Source organism: Chryseobacterium taiwanense, assembly GCF_000813825.1.
GTDB classification, from domain to species: domain Bacteria; phylum Bacteroidota; class Bacteroidia; order Flavobacteriales; family Weeksellaceae; genus Chryseobacterium; species Chryseobacterium taiwanense.
In genome coordinates, this window is sequence record NZ_JWTA01000004.1 from 177,759 (window position 1) to 193,208 (window position 15,450).

A 15,450-nucleotide genomic window follows, 5' to 3' on the forward strand; every position below is an offset into this window, starting at 1 on the left:
TCATAAGAAGTCAAAATTATCACGACTCCAACGACTCATTTTGCCCGTTCATCGAAAATAATCTCAAAATAATAGATTTTGGACAGAACTTTACTTCAGAAAAAAACAATACTACTCACCTTAAATTTTATTATTATGAAAACAAAAATCGGAATTACAGAAACCAACGCAGACGCTGTTGCAGCAGAATTGGCAAAATTATTGGCTGACGAAACCCTACTCTACATCAAAACCAGAAATGCACACTGGAATGTAACCGGAGACAACTTCCACGCCAATCATATTTTCTTTGAAGAGCAATACAAACAGCTAGACGAAATCATCGACAGTGTAGCAGAACGTATGAGAAAAATAGGACATTACGCTCCTGCAGCCATGAAAATCTATTTGGAATTAACACACCTTACAGAATACAGTGACAGAACCAATGATGGATTGGGTTACATGAAAGATTTGTTGAGCGATCATGAAAGTGTCATCGAATTTTTACGCGGGAACATCACTCCTTTTGCTGAAGAATACAAAGATTATGGTACTAGCGATTTCATTACCGGATTGATGGAAACTCACGAAGAAATGGCTTGGATGATCCGTTCATACTTCAGAAAATAAAAAGGAATAATTATATTTGTGTACATCATAAATAAATAGCCCTATGAAAGCTCTTATCGTAGACGATAATGATATTGCAAGAACAACTTTAGCACACTTAGCAAAGCAGGTTCCTAATCTTACAATTGTGAGTGAATTTTCAAATGCGATTGAGGCTTACAGTTATTTGCAATCCAATCCTGTAGATCTAATTTTTCTGGATATCGAAATGCCGGAAATGACCGGAATCGAACTTACGAAAAACCTTTCAGGGAAAGATACCATTATCATTTTTACGACGTCAAATAAAGAATATGCCCTAGAAGCTTTTGAGCTTAATATTGCTGATTATCTTCTAAAACCAGTAATGCCTGCGAGATTTTTACAGTCCGTAAGCAAAGCACAAGCGATTCTTGAAAGTAGAAAAGAAAATGTAGAGGTTACCAAAGATGAATTTCTTTTTGTAAGAGACTCCAATATTACAAGGAGATTGAAACTGGATGATATTTTTTATGCAGAAGCAATGGGCGACTATGTAAAATTTTACACCAAAGAAAAAATGTTTGCCATTCATGGGACAATGAAAGCCGCAGAAGAGCGATTACCCAAAGAAAGCTTCATCAGAGTTCATAGATCGTATATTATCTCTGTTGGTAAAATCGATACCTTACAAGATGGCGGAATTAAGATAAACGGAAAATTTATCCCCGTAGCAGACGCTTACAGGAAAGCTCTTAACAAAAGAATGAATGTTTTTTAAACATTTATTTCTTACAATAACTTCCTTCTGCTCATTAATTTAAAATTTAATTTATGAAAAAAATATTCTCAGTAATGGGCAACAAGCGATTTAGTTATTTTATCATTATAAGCTTCATTGCGGGTTCGTTACTCTTAATAGCTGTTCAAATCAATTCTGCCAAAAATACTAAAGAACTTATTCAAAATAATAATAAACTTTTGAATGAATTACGTTCCAGCAATCACTTACGTGAAATCGACCGAGATATTTTAGGCGTTGAAAGCAGAATCAGAGCTTCTATTGCAACGAATGACACCACTCATTTGGAAGGCATTGATCAAAAGATTTATCAAATAGAAAACTTTCTGGATTCTCTTTCCAAAGACAATGCAGATACTGGAGAAGAAAGACTTATTCATAGATTAAGTGTTTTGGCGATGGACAAAAAGAGAACGAAGGACAAACTACTCCACCGTTACCTTACTCTTGGCAATATGGATGACAATACTTCTATTGCCAATCCAAGAGCCAGAAAAATTTCGAATGAAATCACCTCTATTACTGCAAAAATCTATGAAAGCAGAAAGCTTCACATGGTAGACCTCAGTAAGAAAAATGAAGAAATGGGTCAAAAAGCCAGACTTTATGATATTTCTTTGTTAATTCTTCTAATATTAAGCGGTTCCATTGTTGGTTATCATATCCTTCGTCAGTTCAAACGTCAACGCTTGCTCATTCAGAACTTAGATATTGCAGAGAAAAAAGCATCTATTGCTGCACAGACAAAAGAAAATTTTCTGGCCAACATGAGCCATGAAATCCGAACTCCTCTCAGTGGAATTTTAGGATTTACCAATCTCTTGCTTAAAAGACCTTTGGACGAAACCTCTACAGAATTCGTATCGTCTATTCAAAGATCAGGAGAAAATTTAATGACCATCATTAATGACATTTTAGATTTATCAAAAATTGAAGCCGGAATGATGAGAATCACTCCAGGAATATTCAGCATCAACGGATTGATCAACTCTGTAGAGACTTTATTCTTAGAAAGAGTAAAAGAAAAAGGACTTAAAATTTCCAGTAAAGTAGATGCTACAATTCCGGATACACTCATAGGAGATGCCACAAGATTGACCCAAATTTTGGTAAACCTCATCGGAAATGCTATCAAATTTACCCATAAAGGAGAAGTTATTATCGAAGTTTACAACAAAAATCAGACAGAAAAACAGGTTGTTCTTGGCGTTAAAATTTCTGATACAGGAATCGGTATTGATAAAGAAAAACTGGGCGAAATCTTTGAAAGGTTCAATCAGGCCGAAGATTCTATTACCCGAAATTATGGAGGAACCGGGCTAGGATTATCTATTGTAAAAAAACTTATAGAAATTCAAAACGGAAATATTGAAGTGATAAGTGAACCTGGACGAGGAACAACATTTCATTTCTATATTCCCTATGCTATTGCTGAAGAACAGCTTCATGAGGTACATACGGTAGATCCTCAAGTATTCAAAGATAGATCCAATACTCCATTAAAAGTTCTTATCGTAGATGATAATGCGATCAATCAGAGCCTGATGAAACACTTATTGAATCAATGGAATATTGATTTTGATGTTGCTTCAAATGGATTGGAAGCCGTTGAGTATCTTGAAAAAAATCATTCAGACTTAGTATTAATGGATCTTCAGATGCCTCAAATGGATGGTTATAAAGCAACTCAACAAATAAGAGAAGTTCTAAAACTGGATGTTCCTATTATTGCAATGACGGCTCATGCAATGGCAGGAGAAAGAGAAAAATGCATTAGCAGAGGAATGAATGAATATATTTCAAAACCTGTCAATGAGCATGAATTGTTTAATTTAATCTCTAAATTCGGAATCAAACAAACCCTTACCAACCATTCTTATCAACAGAATAGTTCCCTTACTTTCCAATATATTGAGCTATCCTATATGCAGTCTATAAGTGGAGGAAATAACGATTTTGAGAAAACTGTTACTCAACAGTTCATCGATAATCTTCCGCCACATTTGAAAGAATTGACAATAGCCTATCAAAATCAGGATTTCAGTGTAGTAAAACTCAGAGCACACGATATGAAATCCAGTGTTGCAATAATGGGATTACTGCCATTATTGGAAGAAAAATTGGAACTTTTAGAAAATACGGTTGATCAAAATCCAGTATCAGAAAAAGCTTTGGAAGAAGTCAAAAACATCATTTTATCTTCTATTTCGGAAGCTGAAAAACTATTGCATCAATTACAGAATATTAAAATTTAAAACCATGAATCTATTTAGTCCGATACAACTTCGCAGTCTTGTACTTAAAAACAGGATTGTAGTATCTCCTATGCAACAATACAGTGCAAAAAACGGGATTCCCGGCAATTGGCATCTTGTACATTTAGGAAGCCGTGCCGTAGGTGGTGCCGGTCTGATCCTGACAGAATGTACCGCCGTTTCAGAAGAAGGCTTGGCAACCCTAAGCGATGTAGGAATCTGGAATAATGAACAAAAAGATGCCTGGAAAAATATTGTAGATTTTGTACATGAACAAGAGGCAAAAATAGGAATTCAGCTTTGGCATTCAGGAGGAAAAGGAAGCTTAAAACATCCTAATGAACGCATGAAGCCTCTCACTATTGAAGAAGGTGGCTGGATTGTGAAATGTTCATCCCCTACAGAAATTAACGGAGTCATTCCAAAGGAGCTTACCATTGAAGAAATTCAGGAGTTGAAAAACAAATTTACAAAAGCTGCCATTCGTGCTGTAGAAGCTGGTTTTGACACCATTGAACTTCATGCAGGACATGGATATCTTTTTCATCAGTTTTACTCGGAACTTATTAATAAACGTACAGATGAATATGGTGGAAGCTTTGAAAACAGAATCCGGTTTCTTGTAGAAACCGTTCAGGAAATCAGAAAAGCAATTCCTGAATCAATGCCATTACTGGTAAGGATTTCAGCAGTAGATTATGTAGAAACAAAAGAAGGATGGACATTGGACAACAGCATAAAACTTTCTGAAATTTTGAAAAACAACGGGGTTGATTTTATTACCGCTTCAGGAGGAGGTTTTACAAATGTGAGCAAAGATCTTGTTTTCCCGGGATATCAGGCTCCTTTTGCTACAACAATTAAAGAAAAAACAGGTCTTTTAACCGGAGCCGTTGGTATGATTACCAGTGCTAAACAGGCTAATGAAATTATTACCTCAAATAAGGCAGATCTGGTCATTATAGCAAGAGAACATTTAAGAGATCCCTATTTCTCTATTCATTCTGCTATAGAGTTGGAACTCGATACAAAAATTCCTTGGCAGTACAAACGCGCTTTTTAACCCTAATTAAAATCTGAAGAAATGGAAACTCATGGTGCATCTGTAGTCATTACCCATCATATTCTGGATGGGAAACAGCAGGAATACGAAAAATGGTTACATGAGATCGTCCCATTAACCAAACATTCAAAAGGCTTTATCGATTGGCAAGTCATAAAACCTATTCCCGATTTAACGTATGTTTATACGATAATTATAAGATTTGACACGATTGACAACCTCAGAAACTGGATGAAATCTGATCACAGAAAAAAACAGATCGAAAAAGCCAATTCTCTGTTCAGGAAAAATGATCATTATAAAATAAAATCCGGTCTCGACTTCTTATTTGAAAACGAAAATGAAACAAAAGTTCCCGTTCGCTGGAAACAGTTTTTAGTCACTTGGTCTGCAATCTATCCTTTATCATTATTGATTCCTTTATTGCTTCTTCCCTGTTTAAGACTATTAAAAATTCCTGCAAATCATTATTATGATGGACTTTTCATTTCCGGTTGTATTGTTTTTATGATGGTTTTCGTAGTCATGCCTAATTATACCAAACTTATCAGAAAATGGCTTTTTAATTAAAATTTTCTTACAGAATGATTAACCCCACTCGTCACTTCGAGTAAAATTCTTTCAGAATTTTACTCGAGAAGTTATCAAATTATATAACCAATACAATCACTGCGTTTTGCAGTGATTTTTTATTTAAAACATCATTTTTGTCATTCCGTAGGAATCTCAGCCAGACATTTAAAATAATAATCTAGAATATATTAAGAGTCAAATATTATAGCGATCGCATCCTCTCTTTTTCTCCACTAAATATTTATCATTACTCAACGACTCATTCTGCCTGTTCATCGAACTTCAATTGATTTTACACAAGGTTGCTTGTAGCTTTACATCATCAAATAATACAAACAATTAAAACCCAATTATTATGGAAATCTTACAAACTCCCGAAAACGCATTGTCTCATTCAAGTGTAACAGCTATCATCAGTGCCCCTATCGAAAAAGTTAACATCGCTGACTGGTTGCTTAATCTTCCCGATGCAGAATACCAAAGATGCTCAACACAACACATCGGAGCAGCTATTTCTACTACGTATGATGGCGAACCCGTTTCTTTAAACGTGGAAACAATTGGTGATGCACTAATGGTTCAGCATTATGTTGCTACAGTGTACAGACCTGATTATTGCAGAATGTTATCTATTTCAGATTCTATTACCAAAAACGGAAGAACAAAAGTTCAGGTGTTATGGGAACTGAAAGCCACAAAAATCGATGATAATACAACGTTGTACACCAATGAAATTCACGCGACAGCCACTCCCGAAATGTTCGAATATTTAAAAGAACATAACGTAAATCTTGCTGATGCAGCCGCATCTAGACAGGCAGCTTCCGATGCCCACAACCACGAAGAAACCCCAAACTTCGCAAAAAGCATTGAAAATAAAGCATTAACAGGCAAATACAATCAGCCTTTTTAATCTGAACTAAAAAAAATAATGAGCGTGCTTAGGTACGCTCATTTTATTTATATCCATTTATAAATCATCAAAAATGAAAAAAGATGCCATCTTCTATTCATCTCTCCTCATGGCGTTCAGTGCCGGTTTTGTCGATACAAGTACCTTTACTGTTGCAGATGGTTTGTTTTCTGCTCATATTACGGGAAACTTTGTTGTGTTTGCCTATAAATTGTCTCATCATCACACATTGAGCGACTTTACCAACCTGGTAAGTTTTCCTGTTTTTATTTCAGCAGTAATTTTAACCAGAAAAATTGACAATATTTATAAAAATGAACGGGGAATCTTTGCATCCATCGGCTTTTTCCTTATTATAGCTGGCTGTATTGCCTTTCTTTTAAAACAAAATCATATTGAAACCGGCTTTATCTATCATTTAATGCTGATGTTGATCGTATTTGCCATGGGAATTCAAAATACGGCCAATCGATTATACGCGAATTCAACATTTGGTTCAACCACAGTAATGACAGGAAATGTGACTAAAGCATTATTAGATTTCTTTTCTTATTTCTCTACACAACACACTTTGGAAAAACTGATTGAATTAAAAAAATCATTAGTTCTTCTAACCGGATTTTTGATAGGTTGCCTATTGGGAGCATTAATATCTTCAACCTTTGGTTTAGTTTCTATGCTGATTCCCGCAGTATTGATCGTTACTTATTACATGTTACTTTCAAAAGATTCATTATTTCTAAAGCCAACGTCTCATAAAAGCTGATGATTTTTGAGATTAAATAACTTTTATATTGGCTAAAAAATCCTGTTTGAAAAACACTTTTACTTCAATGCAGAAACCATTCAAATTTCTCTGACTATTTCATCTTAAAACTCAACGACTCATTTTGCCCATTCATCGAATGAGATCTGAAAATCCGCTGATTCAGGAGTAGCTTTACAATAGAAATAAAGACAAACTTTTATTAATCTAAAAAAAAATAGTATGAACACCGAATTACTTAGTTTCAAATATGAATTAGAAAAAAAAGAACCCCGCACTAATGATGGAGGGACAACAAGAGGAGCATCTGTAAAAGACTTCCCTGCTTCTATAGGTATTGCCGGAGTTTCAATGAGATTGCAGCCTGGAAGCATGAGAGAACTTCATTGGCATGCCAATGCTGCAGAATGGGCCTATGTGATTTCCGGAACGGTACGTACAACCATCATTCATCCTGACGGAAAAAGCTATACAGATAATTTTGAACCCGGAGATGTATGGTATTTCCCAAAAGGATACGGACACTCTATTCAGGCAACAGGAACAGAAGAATGCCATTTCATTTTGATTTTTGATAATGGAAATTTCTCTGAAGATCACACGTTCAGTGTTACAGATTTTGTTTCGAGTGTTCCTCCGGAAATTGTCGCTCAGAATTTAGGATTAACCCTTGAAGAAGTAGCCGCATTACCTCAAAAAGAAGCTTATTTTGCCGCAGGAATTGTTCCTGATGAATTATCTTTCAATGCCACTGCACGTCCTGAAGAATCAGATATTGAACTCACTAATCTACATCGCTATCCTTTACATTCTCAACAGCCAAGAATTATTCCCGGAGGAGGTTTGCAAAGATTGGTCACCAGTAAAGAATTTCCGATCAGCAAGACAATGGCAGGTTCTGTTTTGGAATTGCAACCGGGAGCTTTAAGAGAAATGCATTGGCATCCGAATGCAGATGAATGGCAGTATTTTATTTCCGGTCAGGCAGAAATGTCGGTGTTCTTAGCAGAAGGAACTATTGTTACAGAACAGTTTAACGCAGGAGATGTCGGATATGTTCCGATGGGAGCCGGACATTATATTAAAAATACAGGTGATACTGTTTGCAAAGTCTTGATAGGATTCAACAGCGGAGTCTACGAATCTATTGATTTAAGCGAATGGTTAGCCGGAAATCCAAAGGATGTCGTAATAACTAATTTTGGGTTGAAAGAAGGTGAAATTGAAAAATTTCCAGCGAAGAAAGTCTTCATTCAACCTGAAAAATAAAGGTTTTGATAGCGGAGAAATCTCTTCTGTCTTCCAAACAGATTAGAATACAGGAGAAATTGGCAATATTCTTAGCCTTTATTGCAGGATATACAGATGCAACAGGATTGATACAATGGAAAACCTATGTTTCCTTTATGAGTGGAAATACTACACAATTAGGAACCGCTTTTTTCAGTGAGAAATCAGAAGTTATCATCACTTCATTAACTGTCATTACAAGTTTTGTTATCGGAATTTATGCAGGAACCTGCTTGTCAATGTGGGAAAAATGTAAAATAAAAACTATTCCCATTTACATTGTTTCCATAATCCTGATGCTCTATTCTGTAATATGGTATTATCATCAAATTGCTATTATCCCTTCCGTTGCCCTCATCAGTTTTGCCATGGGAATGATGAATACGATCGTGACTTCGGTAGGAGATCTGAAAGTGAACACTGATTTTGTAACAGGAACTTTGAACAGTCTTGCTAAAAATACTGCGATATTCACAATGAGTAATGATGAACATGAAAGGAAAGAATCTAAAGCCAATGCTATTCATCTTTTACTTTTATGGATCGGTTTTTTATCAGGAGCAGCCATCTCTCCTATTCTACTTCAGGTATTAAAAAACTGGATATTAATCATACCTGCAGTTTTATTACTAACTTGTAATAGATTAATTACCAGCACAAAAAAATAAAAAAACTAAACCTTATGTTACAGAAAGATACTGTTGCTCCCGATTTTACATTGTTTGCAACTCCTGATCAAAAAATTACTTTATCTGAATTCAAAGGTAAAAACGTGATACTGGCATTCTATCCCGCAGACTGGAGCCCGGTTTGTAGTGATCAAATGGCTTTGTATAATGAAATGTTGAAATTTTTCAAAAAGTATGATGCAGAAATTTTCGGAATATCTGTAGATAGCAAATGGTGTCACCTGGCATTTTCACAATCCCGAAACCTTCACTTTCCTTTACTTGCAGACTTCGAAGCCAAAGGGGAAACTGCCAAGAAATATGGCGTTTATGACGATGAAGAAGGAGAATGCAAACGAGCTTTATTTGTCATTAATAAAGAAGGGATCATCCAATGGAGCTATCTTTCTCCAACGGCTATCAATCCCGGAGCAGACGGAATTCTAGAAGCGTTAGAAAATTTAAAAAACTAAATAATTATGTCACTAAAACCATCAGTCAACAAAAATGATCATACTCAAGGCAATGAAAATGCTGATCTGGTCATTGTAGAGTACGGCGACTATCAATGTCCCTATTGCGGAGCAGCTTATCCTGTGCTGAAAGAATTAATGAGAGAATTCGGAAGTCAGGTACAATTTGTTTTCAGAAACTTTCCGTTATCAGAAATGCATCCTTATGCAAAACCTGCAGCCATTGCAGCAGAAGCAGCTAATTTACAGGGCAAATTCTGGGAAATGCACGATGCCATTTATGAAAATCAGCAAAACCTGAATGAATTATACTTATTCGAACTGGCAGAAGCAATAGGCTTAGATATTTCTCAATTTAAAGAAGATATACAAAAAGCTGAATTGGAAGAAAAAGTAGATTCAGATTTTGAAAGCGGCGTGATCAGCGGAGTAAACGGAACCCCTTCTTTCTTTATAAACGATAAAAAATTCAATGGAGGTGCAACAGATTTACTCCAATTGATAAGAGAAAATACAAACTAGGCGAATATTACACCGCCCAAATTAAACAAAAATAAATTTTTATTAACATATACGATTTTAACTTAGGTTAAGATGGATTGAATCTAACCTTACTACATTTGTTAAACAATTCAGACATAACATATTCAACAAAATATTAATTACAAACATTAAAAATCTAAAAACATGAGCACATTAACATTAAAAGACGGAACAGAAATTTTTTACAAAGATCAAGGACAAGGACCAGTATTGATGTTTCACCACGGATGGCCTTTATCATCTGATGACTGGGATGCACAGGTAATTTTCTTCTTACAGAGAGGATACAGAGTAATTGCACACGACAGAAGAGGTCACGGACGCTCTAGCCAGAATATTTACAATCATACCATCGAACAATACGCTTCTGATGCAGCTGAACTGGTTGATTTTCTAGGATTGACAGACGTTATCCACATCGGTCACTCAACAGGTGGTGGTGAAGTCATTCGTTATGTTAACAAATACGCTAAAGGAAGAGCAAAAAAAGCGGTTTTAATCAGTGCAGTTCCTCCAATTATGGTGAAAAGCGAAACCAATCCTGATGGAGTGCCAATCGAAGTTTTCGACAACATCAGAGATCAGACTTTAAATAACAGAAACCAATTTTATCTTGATTTAACAGTTCCTTTCTATGGATACAACAGAGAAGGTGCAGTAGTAAAAGAAGGAATCCAGAAAAACTGGTGGAGACAAGGATTAATGGGCGGAATCGTAGCACATTATGATGGAATTAAAGCGTTCTCTGAAACTGACTTTACTGAAGACCTGAAATCTGTTGATATTCCTGTATTGGTTCTTCACGGTGAAGATGATCAGATCGTGCCTATCCAAAACTCCGCTATAAAATCTGCAAAACTTTTGAAAAACGGAAAACTGATTACCTATCCTGGTTTCCCTCACGGAATGCCAACTACAGAGCACGAAACAATTAACAAAGATCTTTTGGAATTTATTGAAGGATAGATTAAAGAATAACACTCTATTTTAAATAATTTTATAGATGGAAAATTCAAATACTCAAGAATCTACATTCAATCCGGACGACTTTGCTATTGTTCCTCTTCGCAGTTTTGACGAACTTGTGGTAGGAGAAGTTTTCAGAGCTCCAAGCAGAACATTAACAGATGCACATGCCTCTGCCTTTCAAACGGTGTCTTGTGATAACCACCCTATTCATTATGATGTTGAGTATGCCAAAAGATTTGGGCATGAAGCTCCGGTAGTTCATGGGTTGCAAGTATTGGCATTTACCGCTCCTGGTGCTACTTTGCTTCCTCATTATTTTGGAAACATTTTCATCGCTTTTTTAGAACTGTCTTGCAACTTTTTGAAAGAAGTACATTCAGGTGATACCTTATACTCATCACTTACAATAACAGACCTAACTCCAAAAGATAATCAGGGAATTGTAACAACAAAAGTAACGGTATATAATCAAAAATCTGAATTGGTACTTGAAGGGCAACATAAATATCTGCTAAAGAGATAATTTCATTCAGTATAAATTTATCAAAGGGTTGTCGCTTCTAACGACAACCTTTTTGGTAAAAAGTTTAATTATTTATATAATAAAAATGGAAAATAATAGATTGGGTACCAATCATACCATTTATGCAAACGGTATTCGCCAAAACTATATCGATGCCGGAGAAGGAGCCCCCGTTGTACTTCTTCACGGTTTCCCTGAAACGAATTATGCATGGAGACATCAGATCCCGGTACTTAGTAAAAAATACCGTGTGATAGCTCCAGATCTTCGTGGTTACGGTGAGACAGAAAAACCCGCAACAGGCTATGACAAAAGAAATATGGCAAAAGATCTTGCTGCTTTGCTGGATAAGCTAGGGATTGAAAAAATTTCCCTCATAGGACATGATCGTGGCGCTCGTGTTGCAACCCGATTTGCCAAAGATTATCCTGAACGTGTTGACAGGCTTGTTGTAATGGATAATGTACCCACCCGTATCGTCGCTCGGGATTTAAATGCTGAAATAGCAAAAGCCTATTGGTTCTTTCTCTTTCATCTTGTTCCCGATTTACCTGAAGTTCTTATTTCGGGGAAAGAAGAACAATGGTTGCGTTGGTTTTTCTCTGATTGGACTTATGATCCAGCAACTATTTCTGGGGAAGCATTTGACACTTATGTGAGAGCTTACCGTTCTCCGGGCGCAGTACGTGGCGCTATGGCTGACTATCGAGCCAATGCCGTTGACGTAGAACAAGATAAAGAAGATGCTGATGTCAAAATAAATTGTCCAACATTAGCGCTGTGGGGAGCAGACTTTGGCGCTGTGGGTAAGATGTTTGACATGCCTAAAGTTTGGGCAGAAATGGCTAGTAATTTAAAAGCAGTACCTATCGAACGATGCGGACACCTTCCTCATGAAGAACGTCCGGAAGAGGTAAATGCTTTGCTTTTAGAATTTTTACAAGGTTGGGCAGGCTAATAACTTACAGACTTTGTCTTAGTTTTAAAATAAAATAGATTTTCACCAGAAAAGTATTGTTTATATACCAATTACGATAAAATCGTTAAGGCCCAACCTAATGAGTAAAAGCAATATACACTCAGTAATAGTCTTTCTAGCTTTACATTAGCTAGTACATTGAAATAAAAATATTCATCAAAATGATTAAAATTAATCTGGATTAATGAAAAAAAATCAAAAATATCCATTTTATTATCTATATTTGCCCAGCAAAAAAAGAAATGATACTATCTAACTTAAAAAAGGGAAAGAAACAGTACTTACGTCAAACGTCGTGAGTCATTTTCCTTTGGTTAGAAATCAAATACATCAGGAGCTTGTCATCACGACAAGCTCCTTTTTTTGTTTTAATAATTAACATTTTTAAATATTTATGAAAGTTTTAAAATTTGGAGGGACTTCAGTAGGAAGCCCGGAAAGAATCGAGCAGTTATTACCTATTATCAATTCTCAGCAAGCAGAAAAACATTTGGTTGTTTTATCTGCGGTATCCGGAACTACCAATGATCTGGTAGCTTTGTCTGCATTATATGCAAAAAAAGATATTGAAGCTGCACATGCACACATTGATGCACTTTACGAACAATACAAAAAGTTTGTTCATCAATTATTCAAAACAGAAGAAGGGATTGCAGAAGCGTTGACATTTATTGATAAAATATTTGATCTGTTTTACCAATTTAAAAATAAGAATTTCACATTAGCTGCCGAACGAATCATCTTGGCTCAGGGAGAGATCATTTCTACTACCCTATTTCATTTACATTTAAAAGAAATTGAAGTTCCTTCCGTATTACTACCCGCATTGGAATTTATGTTGATTGATGAAAACAACGAACCCGATGTTGAATATATTCGAGAACATTTAAGCCAGGAAATCTCAAAATATCCTGAAGAAAAACTATTTATTACCCAAGGATATATCTGCAAAAATGCTCAAGGGGAAATTGACAATTTACGAAGAGGAGGTTCAGATTATACCGCTTCATTAGTAGGTGCAGCGTTACAAGTGGAAGAAGTTCAGATCTGGACAGATATTGACGGATTCCATAATAATGATCCGAGATATGTTCAGAATACAAAGTCTATTGCCAAACTTAGCTTTGATGAAGCGGCAGAACTTTCTTACTTCGGAGCCAAAATTTTGCATCCACAAAGTGTTTTCCCTGCAAGAAAATACAATGTTCCCGTAAGATTATTAGATACGATGAATCCTACTGCCCAAGGAACACTGATTTCAGGAGAAACAACCAATCAAAATCAGATTGTAGCGATTGCCGCTAAAGATGGGATTACCGCTATTCGTATCCAATCTTCGAGAATGTTAATGGCTTATGGCTTTTTAAGAAAGGTTTTTGAAATTTTTGAGCGTTTCAAAACTCCTATTGATATGATCACTACTTCTGAAGTCGCGGTTTCGCTTACTATTGACGAAACAGGCTCTCTTTCTGAAATCGTAAAAGAACTGGAACTGTTTTCGACGGTAGAAATCGATAATGACCAATCTATTATTTGTATTGTCGGCGATTTCAGAAAAAACAATCACGGATATGCCACTGTAGTTTCAGAAGCTGTAAAACATATTCCTATCAGAATGATCTCTTACGGAGGAAGTGAAAATAATATATCATTATTGATTCCTTCCATTCATAAAATTGAGGGGTTAAGATCTTTACACAACAGATTATTCTAAGGAAGTTATCCTTTTAATTTGATATCAAAAATCACTTTGCAAATCTATCTATTGGATTTAAAAGTGATTTTTTGATTTAATCTCTTACTTTTTTAAATCACTTCACGTAAATGAATTTCAAATGTTCAAAACTTTAAAAATTCTTTTCTAGATTTGCGCTTTCTAAATATTATGAAACAACCTTCACACTTTAAAGCGCTCATTAATTACTATTCCACTGAAAAAGGAGGATTGGTAAGTCCTATATCAACCGGATTTCGTGCAGCTTTTCAATTTCCTTTTGAATTACAAACTTATATTGGTGTTCATATTTTTGAAGAAGAAGACCTTATTTTCCCAGGTGACTCTGCTACCCTTGATATTGCATTGATTAACGCAGATTCATTTCTGGATAAATTATACACCGGAATGGATTTTGAAATTTCCGATAACTCCGGGATTATTGCAAATGGAATAATCACCAATGTTTATTCTTAGAATAGAAACAAATACAAAGTTTAAAGACTCAAGTTTTTATATTACTTTTTCTATTGAACTAGCTGAAAATATCCTTATTCAAGCACCCCTATTCTTTTAACGCAAAGATTTATATCCAATTCTGAATGTAATAAGAGAGCAAAGAATGGAATCAACTTCATTGATTCTTAAGAAGCTTGCTTCATCAGCGACTTTGTCGCCAATCTTTGCTCCCTTAAAATCATCTATTTTTACTATTAAAACTTTGCGTTGAGATTGCGATCACTCATTTTTTTTAACGCAAAGATTTACATTCAATCTCTGCTCCATCAGTCTTGACCGTATTTTTTATTTCCTCAGCTTTTTTTCTAAAGTAATAGAACTCGCGTACAATCTCGAAACCGATCTTTGTATATACAGATACGGCACTTGTATTGTGCTGCAATACTTCCAAGACATATTCTTCAACGCCCGCTTTTTTTAAATAGGGAATGGAATGATTAAAAACCTGAGTAGCTAATCCTTTTCCCTGATATTCTTTCAGTGTTCCCGTACCGGTATCATAGGCAGTCTGAACTCCATTAAAAGTATCAATTCCGTTAAATGTAAAAGAAACCATCACATCGCCATCGAAAGCGGCAAAAGATAATTCGGGAGTAAAGCCACGACGTTTCAACATCTCCAGAAGCTCTTCTTTTTTCAACTGCATTTCATAGGCTGCGAAGGCTTTTTGAAAAGTATCGAATAATACGTCTGAACTGATATTGCTTAATGATTTTATTTCCATAGCGTTGATTGAGAAGTTTGATGGATAACCAAACGAAATATAAGATAATTTCCCGATTTAAAATCGGTTATTCTACGCTATTCCTGGCTGAACTCCATTCAGACAT

At 35.6% G+C, this 15,450-nt stretch carries 17 protein-coding genes; 16 read left to right on the forward strand and 1 reads right to left on the reverse strand.

Going from position 1 to position 15,450, the window contains the following annotated elements:
* Nucleotides 1-135: 135 nt before the first annotated feature.
* The 16 genes from RM51_RS04390 (at nucleotide 136) to RM51_RS04465 (ending at nucleotide 14,578) form a co-directional block, all read left to right on the forward strand.
* Nucleotides 136-612: a Dps family protein gene (locus RM51_RS04390; RefSeq protein ID WP_039366412.1), complete on the forward strand. Its 477-nt coding sequence runs from the start codon at nucleotides 136-138 to the stop codon at nucleotides 610-612.
* A 43-nt stretch (nucleotides 613-655) separates the two neighbouring features.
* Nucleotides 656-1,351, forward strand: a complete 696-nt coding sequence (locus RM51_RS04395; protein ID WP_039365558.1) for a LytR/AlgR family response regulator transcription factor — start codon at nucleotides 656-658, stop codon at nucleotides 1,349-1,351.
* 53 nt (nucleotides 1,352-1,404) lie between these two features.
* Nucleotides 1,405-3,627 (forward strand): response regulator, encoded by a 2,223-nt coding sequence (locus tag RM51_RS04400; RefSeq protein ID WP_039365559.1) that lies wholly within the window; start codon nucleotides 1,405-1,407, stop codon nucleotides 3,625-3,627.
* A gap of 4 nt (nucleotides 3,628-3,631) precedes the next feature.
* On the forward strand, nucleotides 3,632-4,690 hold the full coding sequence (locus RM51_RS04405) for an NADH:flavin oxidoreductase/NADH oxidase (protein ID WP_039365560.1): 1,059 nt from the start codon (nucleotides 3,632-3,634) through the stop codon (nucleotides 4,688-4,690).
* Nucleotides 4,691-4,711: 21 nt separating this feature from the next.
* Nucleotides 4,712-5,260, forward strand: coding sequence for an antibiotic biosynthesis monooxygenase (locus RM51_RS04410; protein ID WP_039365561.1), 549 nt, complete (start codon nucleotides 4,712-4,714; stop codon nucleotides 5,258-5,260).
* A 358-nt stretch (nucleotides 5,261-5,618) separates the two neighbouring features.
* On the forward strand, nucleotides 5,619-6,176 hold the full coding sequence (locus RM51_RS04415) for a hypothetical protein (protein ID WP_039365562.1): 558 nt from the start codon (nucleotides 5,619-5,621) through the stop codon (nucleotides 6,174-6,176).
* A 73-nt stretch (nucleotides 6,177-6,249) separates the two neighbouring features.
* Entirely contained in the window at nucleotides 6,250-6,942 is a 693-nt protein-coding gene (locus RM51_RS04420; protein WP_039365563.1) for a YoaK family protein, read from the forward strand.
* A 222-nt stretch (nucleotides 6,943-7,164) separates the two neighbouring features.
* A complete protein-coding gene (locus RM51_RS04425; protein ID WP_039365564.1) occupies nucleotides 7,165-8,211 on the forward strand; it encodes a cupin domain-containing protein in 1,047 nt (348 codons plus the stop codon).
* A gap of 5 nt (nucleotides 8,212-8,216) precedes the next feature.
* Nucleotides 8,217-8,900, forward strand: coding sequence for a YoaK family protein (locus RM51_RS04430; RefSeq protein ID WP_039365565.1), 684 nt, complete (start codon nucleotides 8,217-8,219; stop codon nucleotides 8,898-8,900).
* Nucleotides 8,901-8,914: 14 nt separating this feature from the next.
* Nucleotides 8,915-9,373: a redoxin domain-containing protein gene (locus tag RM51_RS04435; protein WP_039365566.1), complete on the forward strand. Its 459-nt coding sequence runs from the start codon at nucleotides 8,915-8,917 to the stop codon at nucleotides 9,371-9,373.
* 6 nt (nucleotides 9,374-9,379) lie between these two features.
* Nucleotides 9,380-9,895, forward strand: a complete 516-nt coding sequence (locus RM51_RS04440; RefSeq protein ID WP_039365567.1) for a DsbA family protein — start codon at nucleotides 9,380-9,382, stop codon at nucleotides 9,893-9,895.
* Between the two features lie 165 nt (nucleotides 9,896-10,060).
* Nucleotides 10,061-10,882: an alpha/beta fold hydrolase gene (locus tag RM51_RS04445; RefSeq protein ID WP_039365568.1), complete on the forward strand. Its 822-nt coding sequence runs from the start codon at nucleotides 10,061-10,063 to the stop codon at nucleotides 10,880-10,882.
* A gap of 37 nt (nucleotides 10,883-10,919) precedes the next feature.
* Nucleotides 10,920-11,408, forward strand: a complete 489-nt coding sequence (locus tag RM51_RS04450) for a MaoC family dehydratase (protein WP_039365570.1) — start codon at nucleotides 10,920-10,922, stop codon at nucleotides 11,406-11,408.
* Between the two features lie 85 nt (nucleotides 11,409-11,493).
* Nucleotides 11,494-12,366 carry an alpha/beta fold hydrolase gene (locus RM51_RS04455; RefSeq protein WP_039365571.1) on the forward strand — a complete coding sequence of 291 codons (873 nt, stop codon included), beginning with the start codon at nucleotides 11,494-11,496 and terminating at the stop codon, nucleotides 12,364-12,366.
* A gap of 415 nt (nucleotides 12,367-12,781) precedes the next feature.
* Nucleotides 12,782-14,101 (forward strand): aspartate kinase, encoded by a 1,320-nt coding sequence (locus RM51_RS04460; protein ID WP_039365573.1) that lies wholly within the window; start codon nucleotides 12,782-12,784, stop codon nucleotides 14,099-14,101.
* A 171-nt stretch (nucleotides 14,102-14,272) separates the two neighbouring features.
* A complete protein-coding gene (locus tag RM51_RS04465; RefSeq protein ID WP_039365575.1) occupies nucleotides 14,273-14,578 on the forward strand; it encodes a hypothetical protein in 306 nt (101 codons plus the stop codon).
* 274 nt (nucleotides 14,579-14,852) lie between these two features.
* Here the strand turns inward: RM51_RS04465 and RM51_RS04470 are convergent, their stop codons facing one another.
* Nucleotides 14,853-15,344 carry a GNAT family N-acetyltransferase gene (locus RM51_RS04470; protein WP_052248392.1) on the reverse strand — a complete coding sequence of 164 codons (492 nt, stop codon included), beginning with the start codon at nucleotides 15,342-15,344 and terminating at the stop codon, nucleotides 14,853-14,855.
* Between the last annotated feature and the right edge of the window lie 106 nt (nucleotides 15,345-15,450).

Excerpts from the sequence above, each read along its gene's own strand:
- RM51_RS04390 (WP_039366412.1), top strand. The coding sequence starts at position 136 with ATGAAAACAAAAATCGGAATTACAGAAACCAACGCAGACGCTGTTGCA.
- RM51_RS04395 (WP_039365558.1), top strand. The coding sequence starts at position 656 with ATGAAAGCTCTTATCGTAGACGATAATGATATTGCAAGAACAACTTTA.
- RM51_RS04400 (WP_039365559.1), top strand. The coding sequence starts at position 1,405 with ATGAAAAAAATATTCTCAGTAATGGGCAACAAGCGATTTAGTTATTTT.
- RM51_RS04405 (WP_039365560.1), top strand. The coding sequence starts at position 3,632 with ATGAATCTATTTAGTCCGATACAACTTCGCAGTCTTGTACTTAAAAAC.
- RM51_RS04410 (WP_039365561.1), top strand. The coding sequence starts at position 4,712 with ATGGAAACTCATGGTGCATCTGTAGTCATTACCCATCATATTCTGGAT.
- RM51_RS04415 (WP_039365562.1), top strand. The coding sequence starts at position 5,619 with ATGGAAATCTTACAAACTCCCGAAAACGCATTGTCTCATTCAAGTGTA.
- RM51_RS04420 (WP_039365563.1), top strand. The coding sequence starts at position 6,250 with ATGAAAAAAGATGCCATCTTCTATTCATCTCTCCTCATGGCGTTCAGT.
- RM51_RS04425 (WP_039365564.1), top strand. The coding sequence starts at position 7,165 with ATGAACACCGAATTACTTAGTTTCAAATATGAATTAGAAAAAAAAGAA.
- RM51_RS04435 (WP_039365566.1), top strand. The coding sequence starts at position 8,915 with ATGTTACAGAAAGATACTGTTGCTCCCGATTTTACATTGTTTGCAACT.
- RM51_RS04440 (WP_039365567.1), top strand. The coding sequence starts at position 9,380 with ATGTCACTAAAACCATCAGTCAACAAAAATGATCATACTCAAGGCAAT.
- RM51_RS04445 (WP_039365568.1), top strand. The coding sequence starts at position 10,061 with ATGAGCACATTAACATTAAAAGACGGAACAGAAATTTTTTACAAAGAT.
- RM51_RS04450 (WP_039365570.1), top strand. The coding sequence starts at position 10,920 with ATGGAAAATTCAAATACTCAAGAATCTACATTCAATCCGGACGACTTT.
- RM51_RS04455 (WP_039365571.1), top strand. The coding sequence starts at position 11,494 with ATGGAAAATAATAGATTGGGTACCAATCATACCATTTATGCAAACGGT.
- RM51_RS04460 (WP_039365573.1), top strand. The coding sequence starts at position 12,782 with ATGAAAGTTTTAAAATTTGGAGGGACTTCAGTAGGAAGCCCGGAAAGA.
- RM51_RS04465 (WP_039365575.1), top strand. The coding sequence starts at position 14,273 with ATGAAACAACCTTCACACTTTAAAGCGCTCATTAATTACTATTCCACT.
- RM51_RS04470 (WP_052248392.1), bottom strand. The coding sequence starts at position 15,344 with ATGGAAATAAAATCATTAAGCAATATCAGTTCAGACGTATTATTCGAT.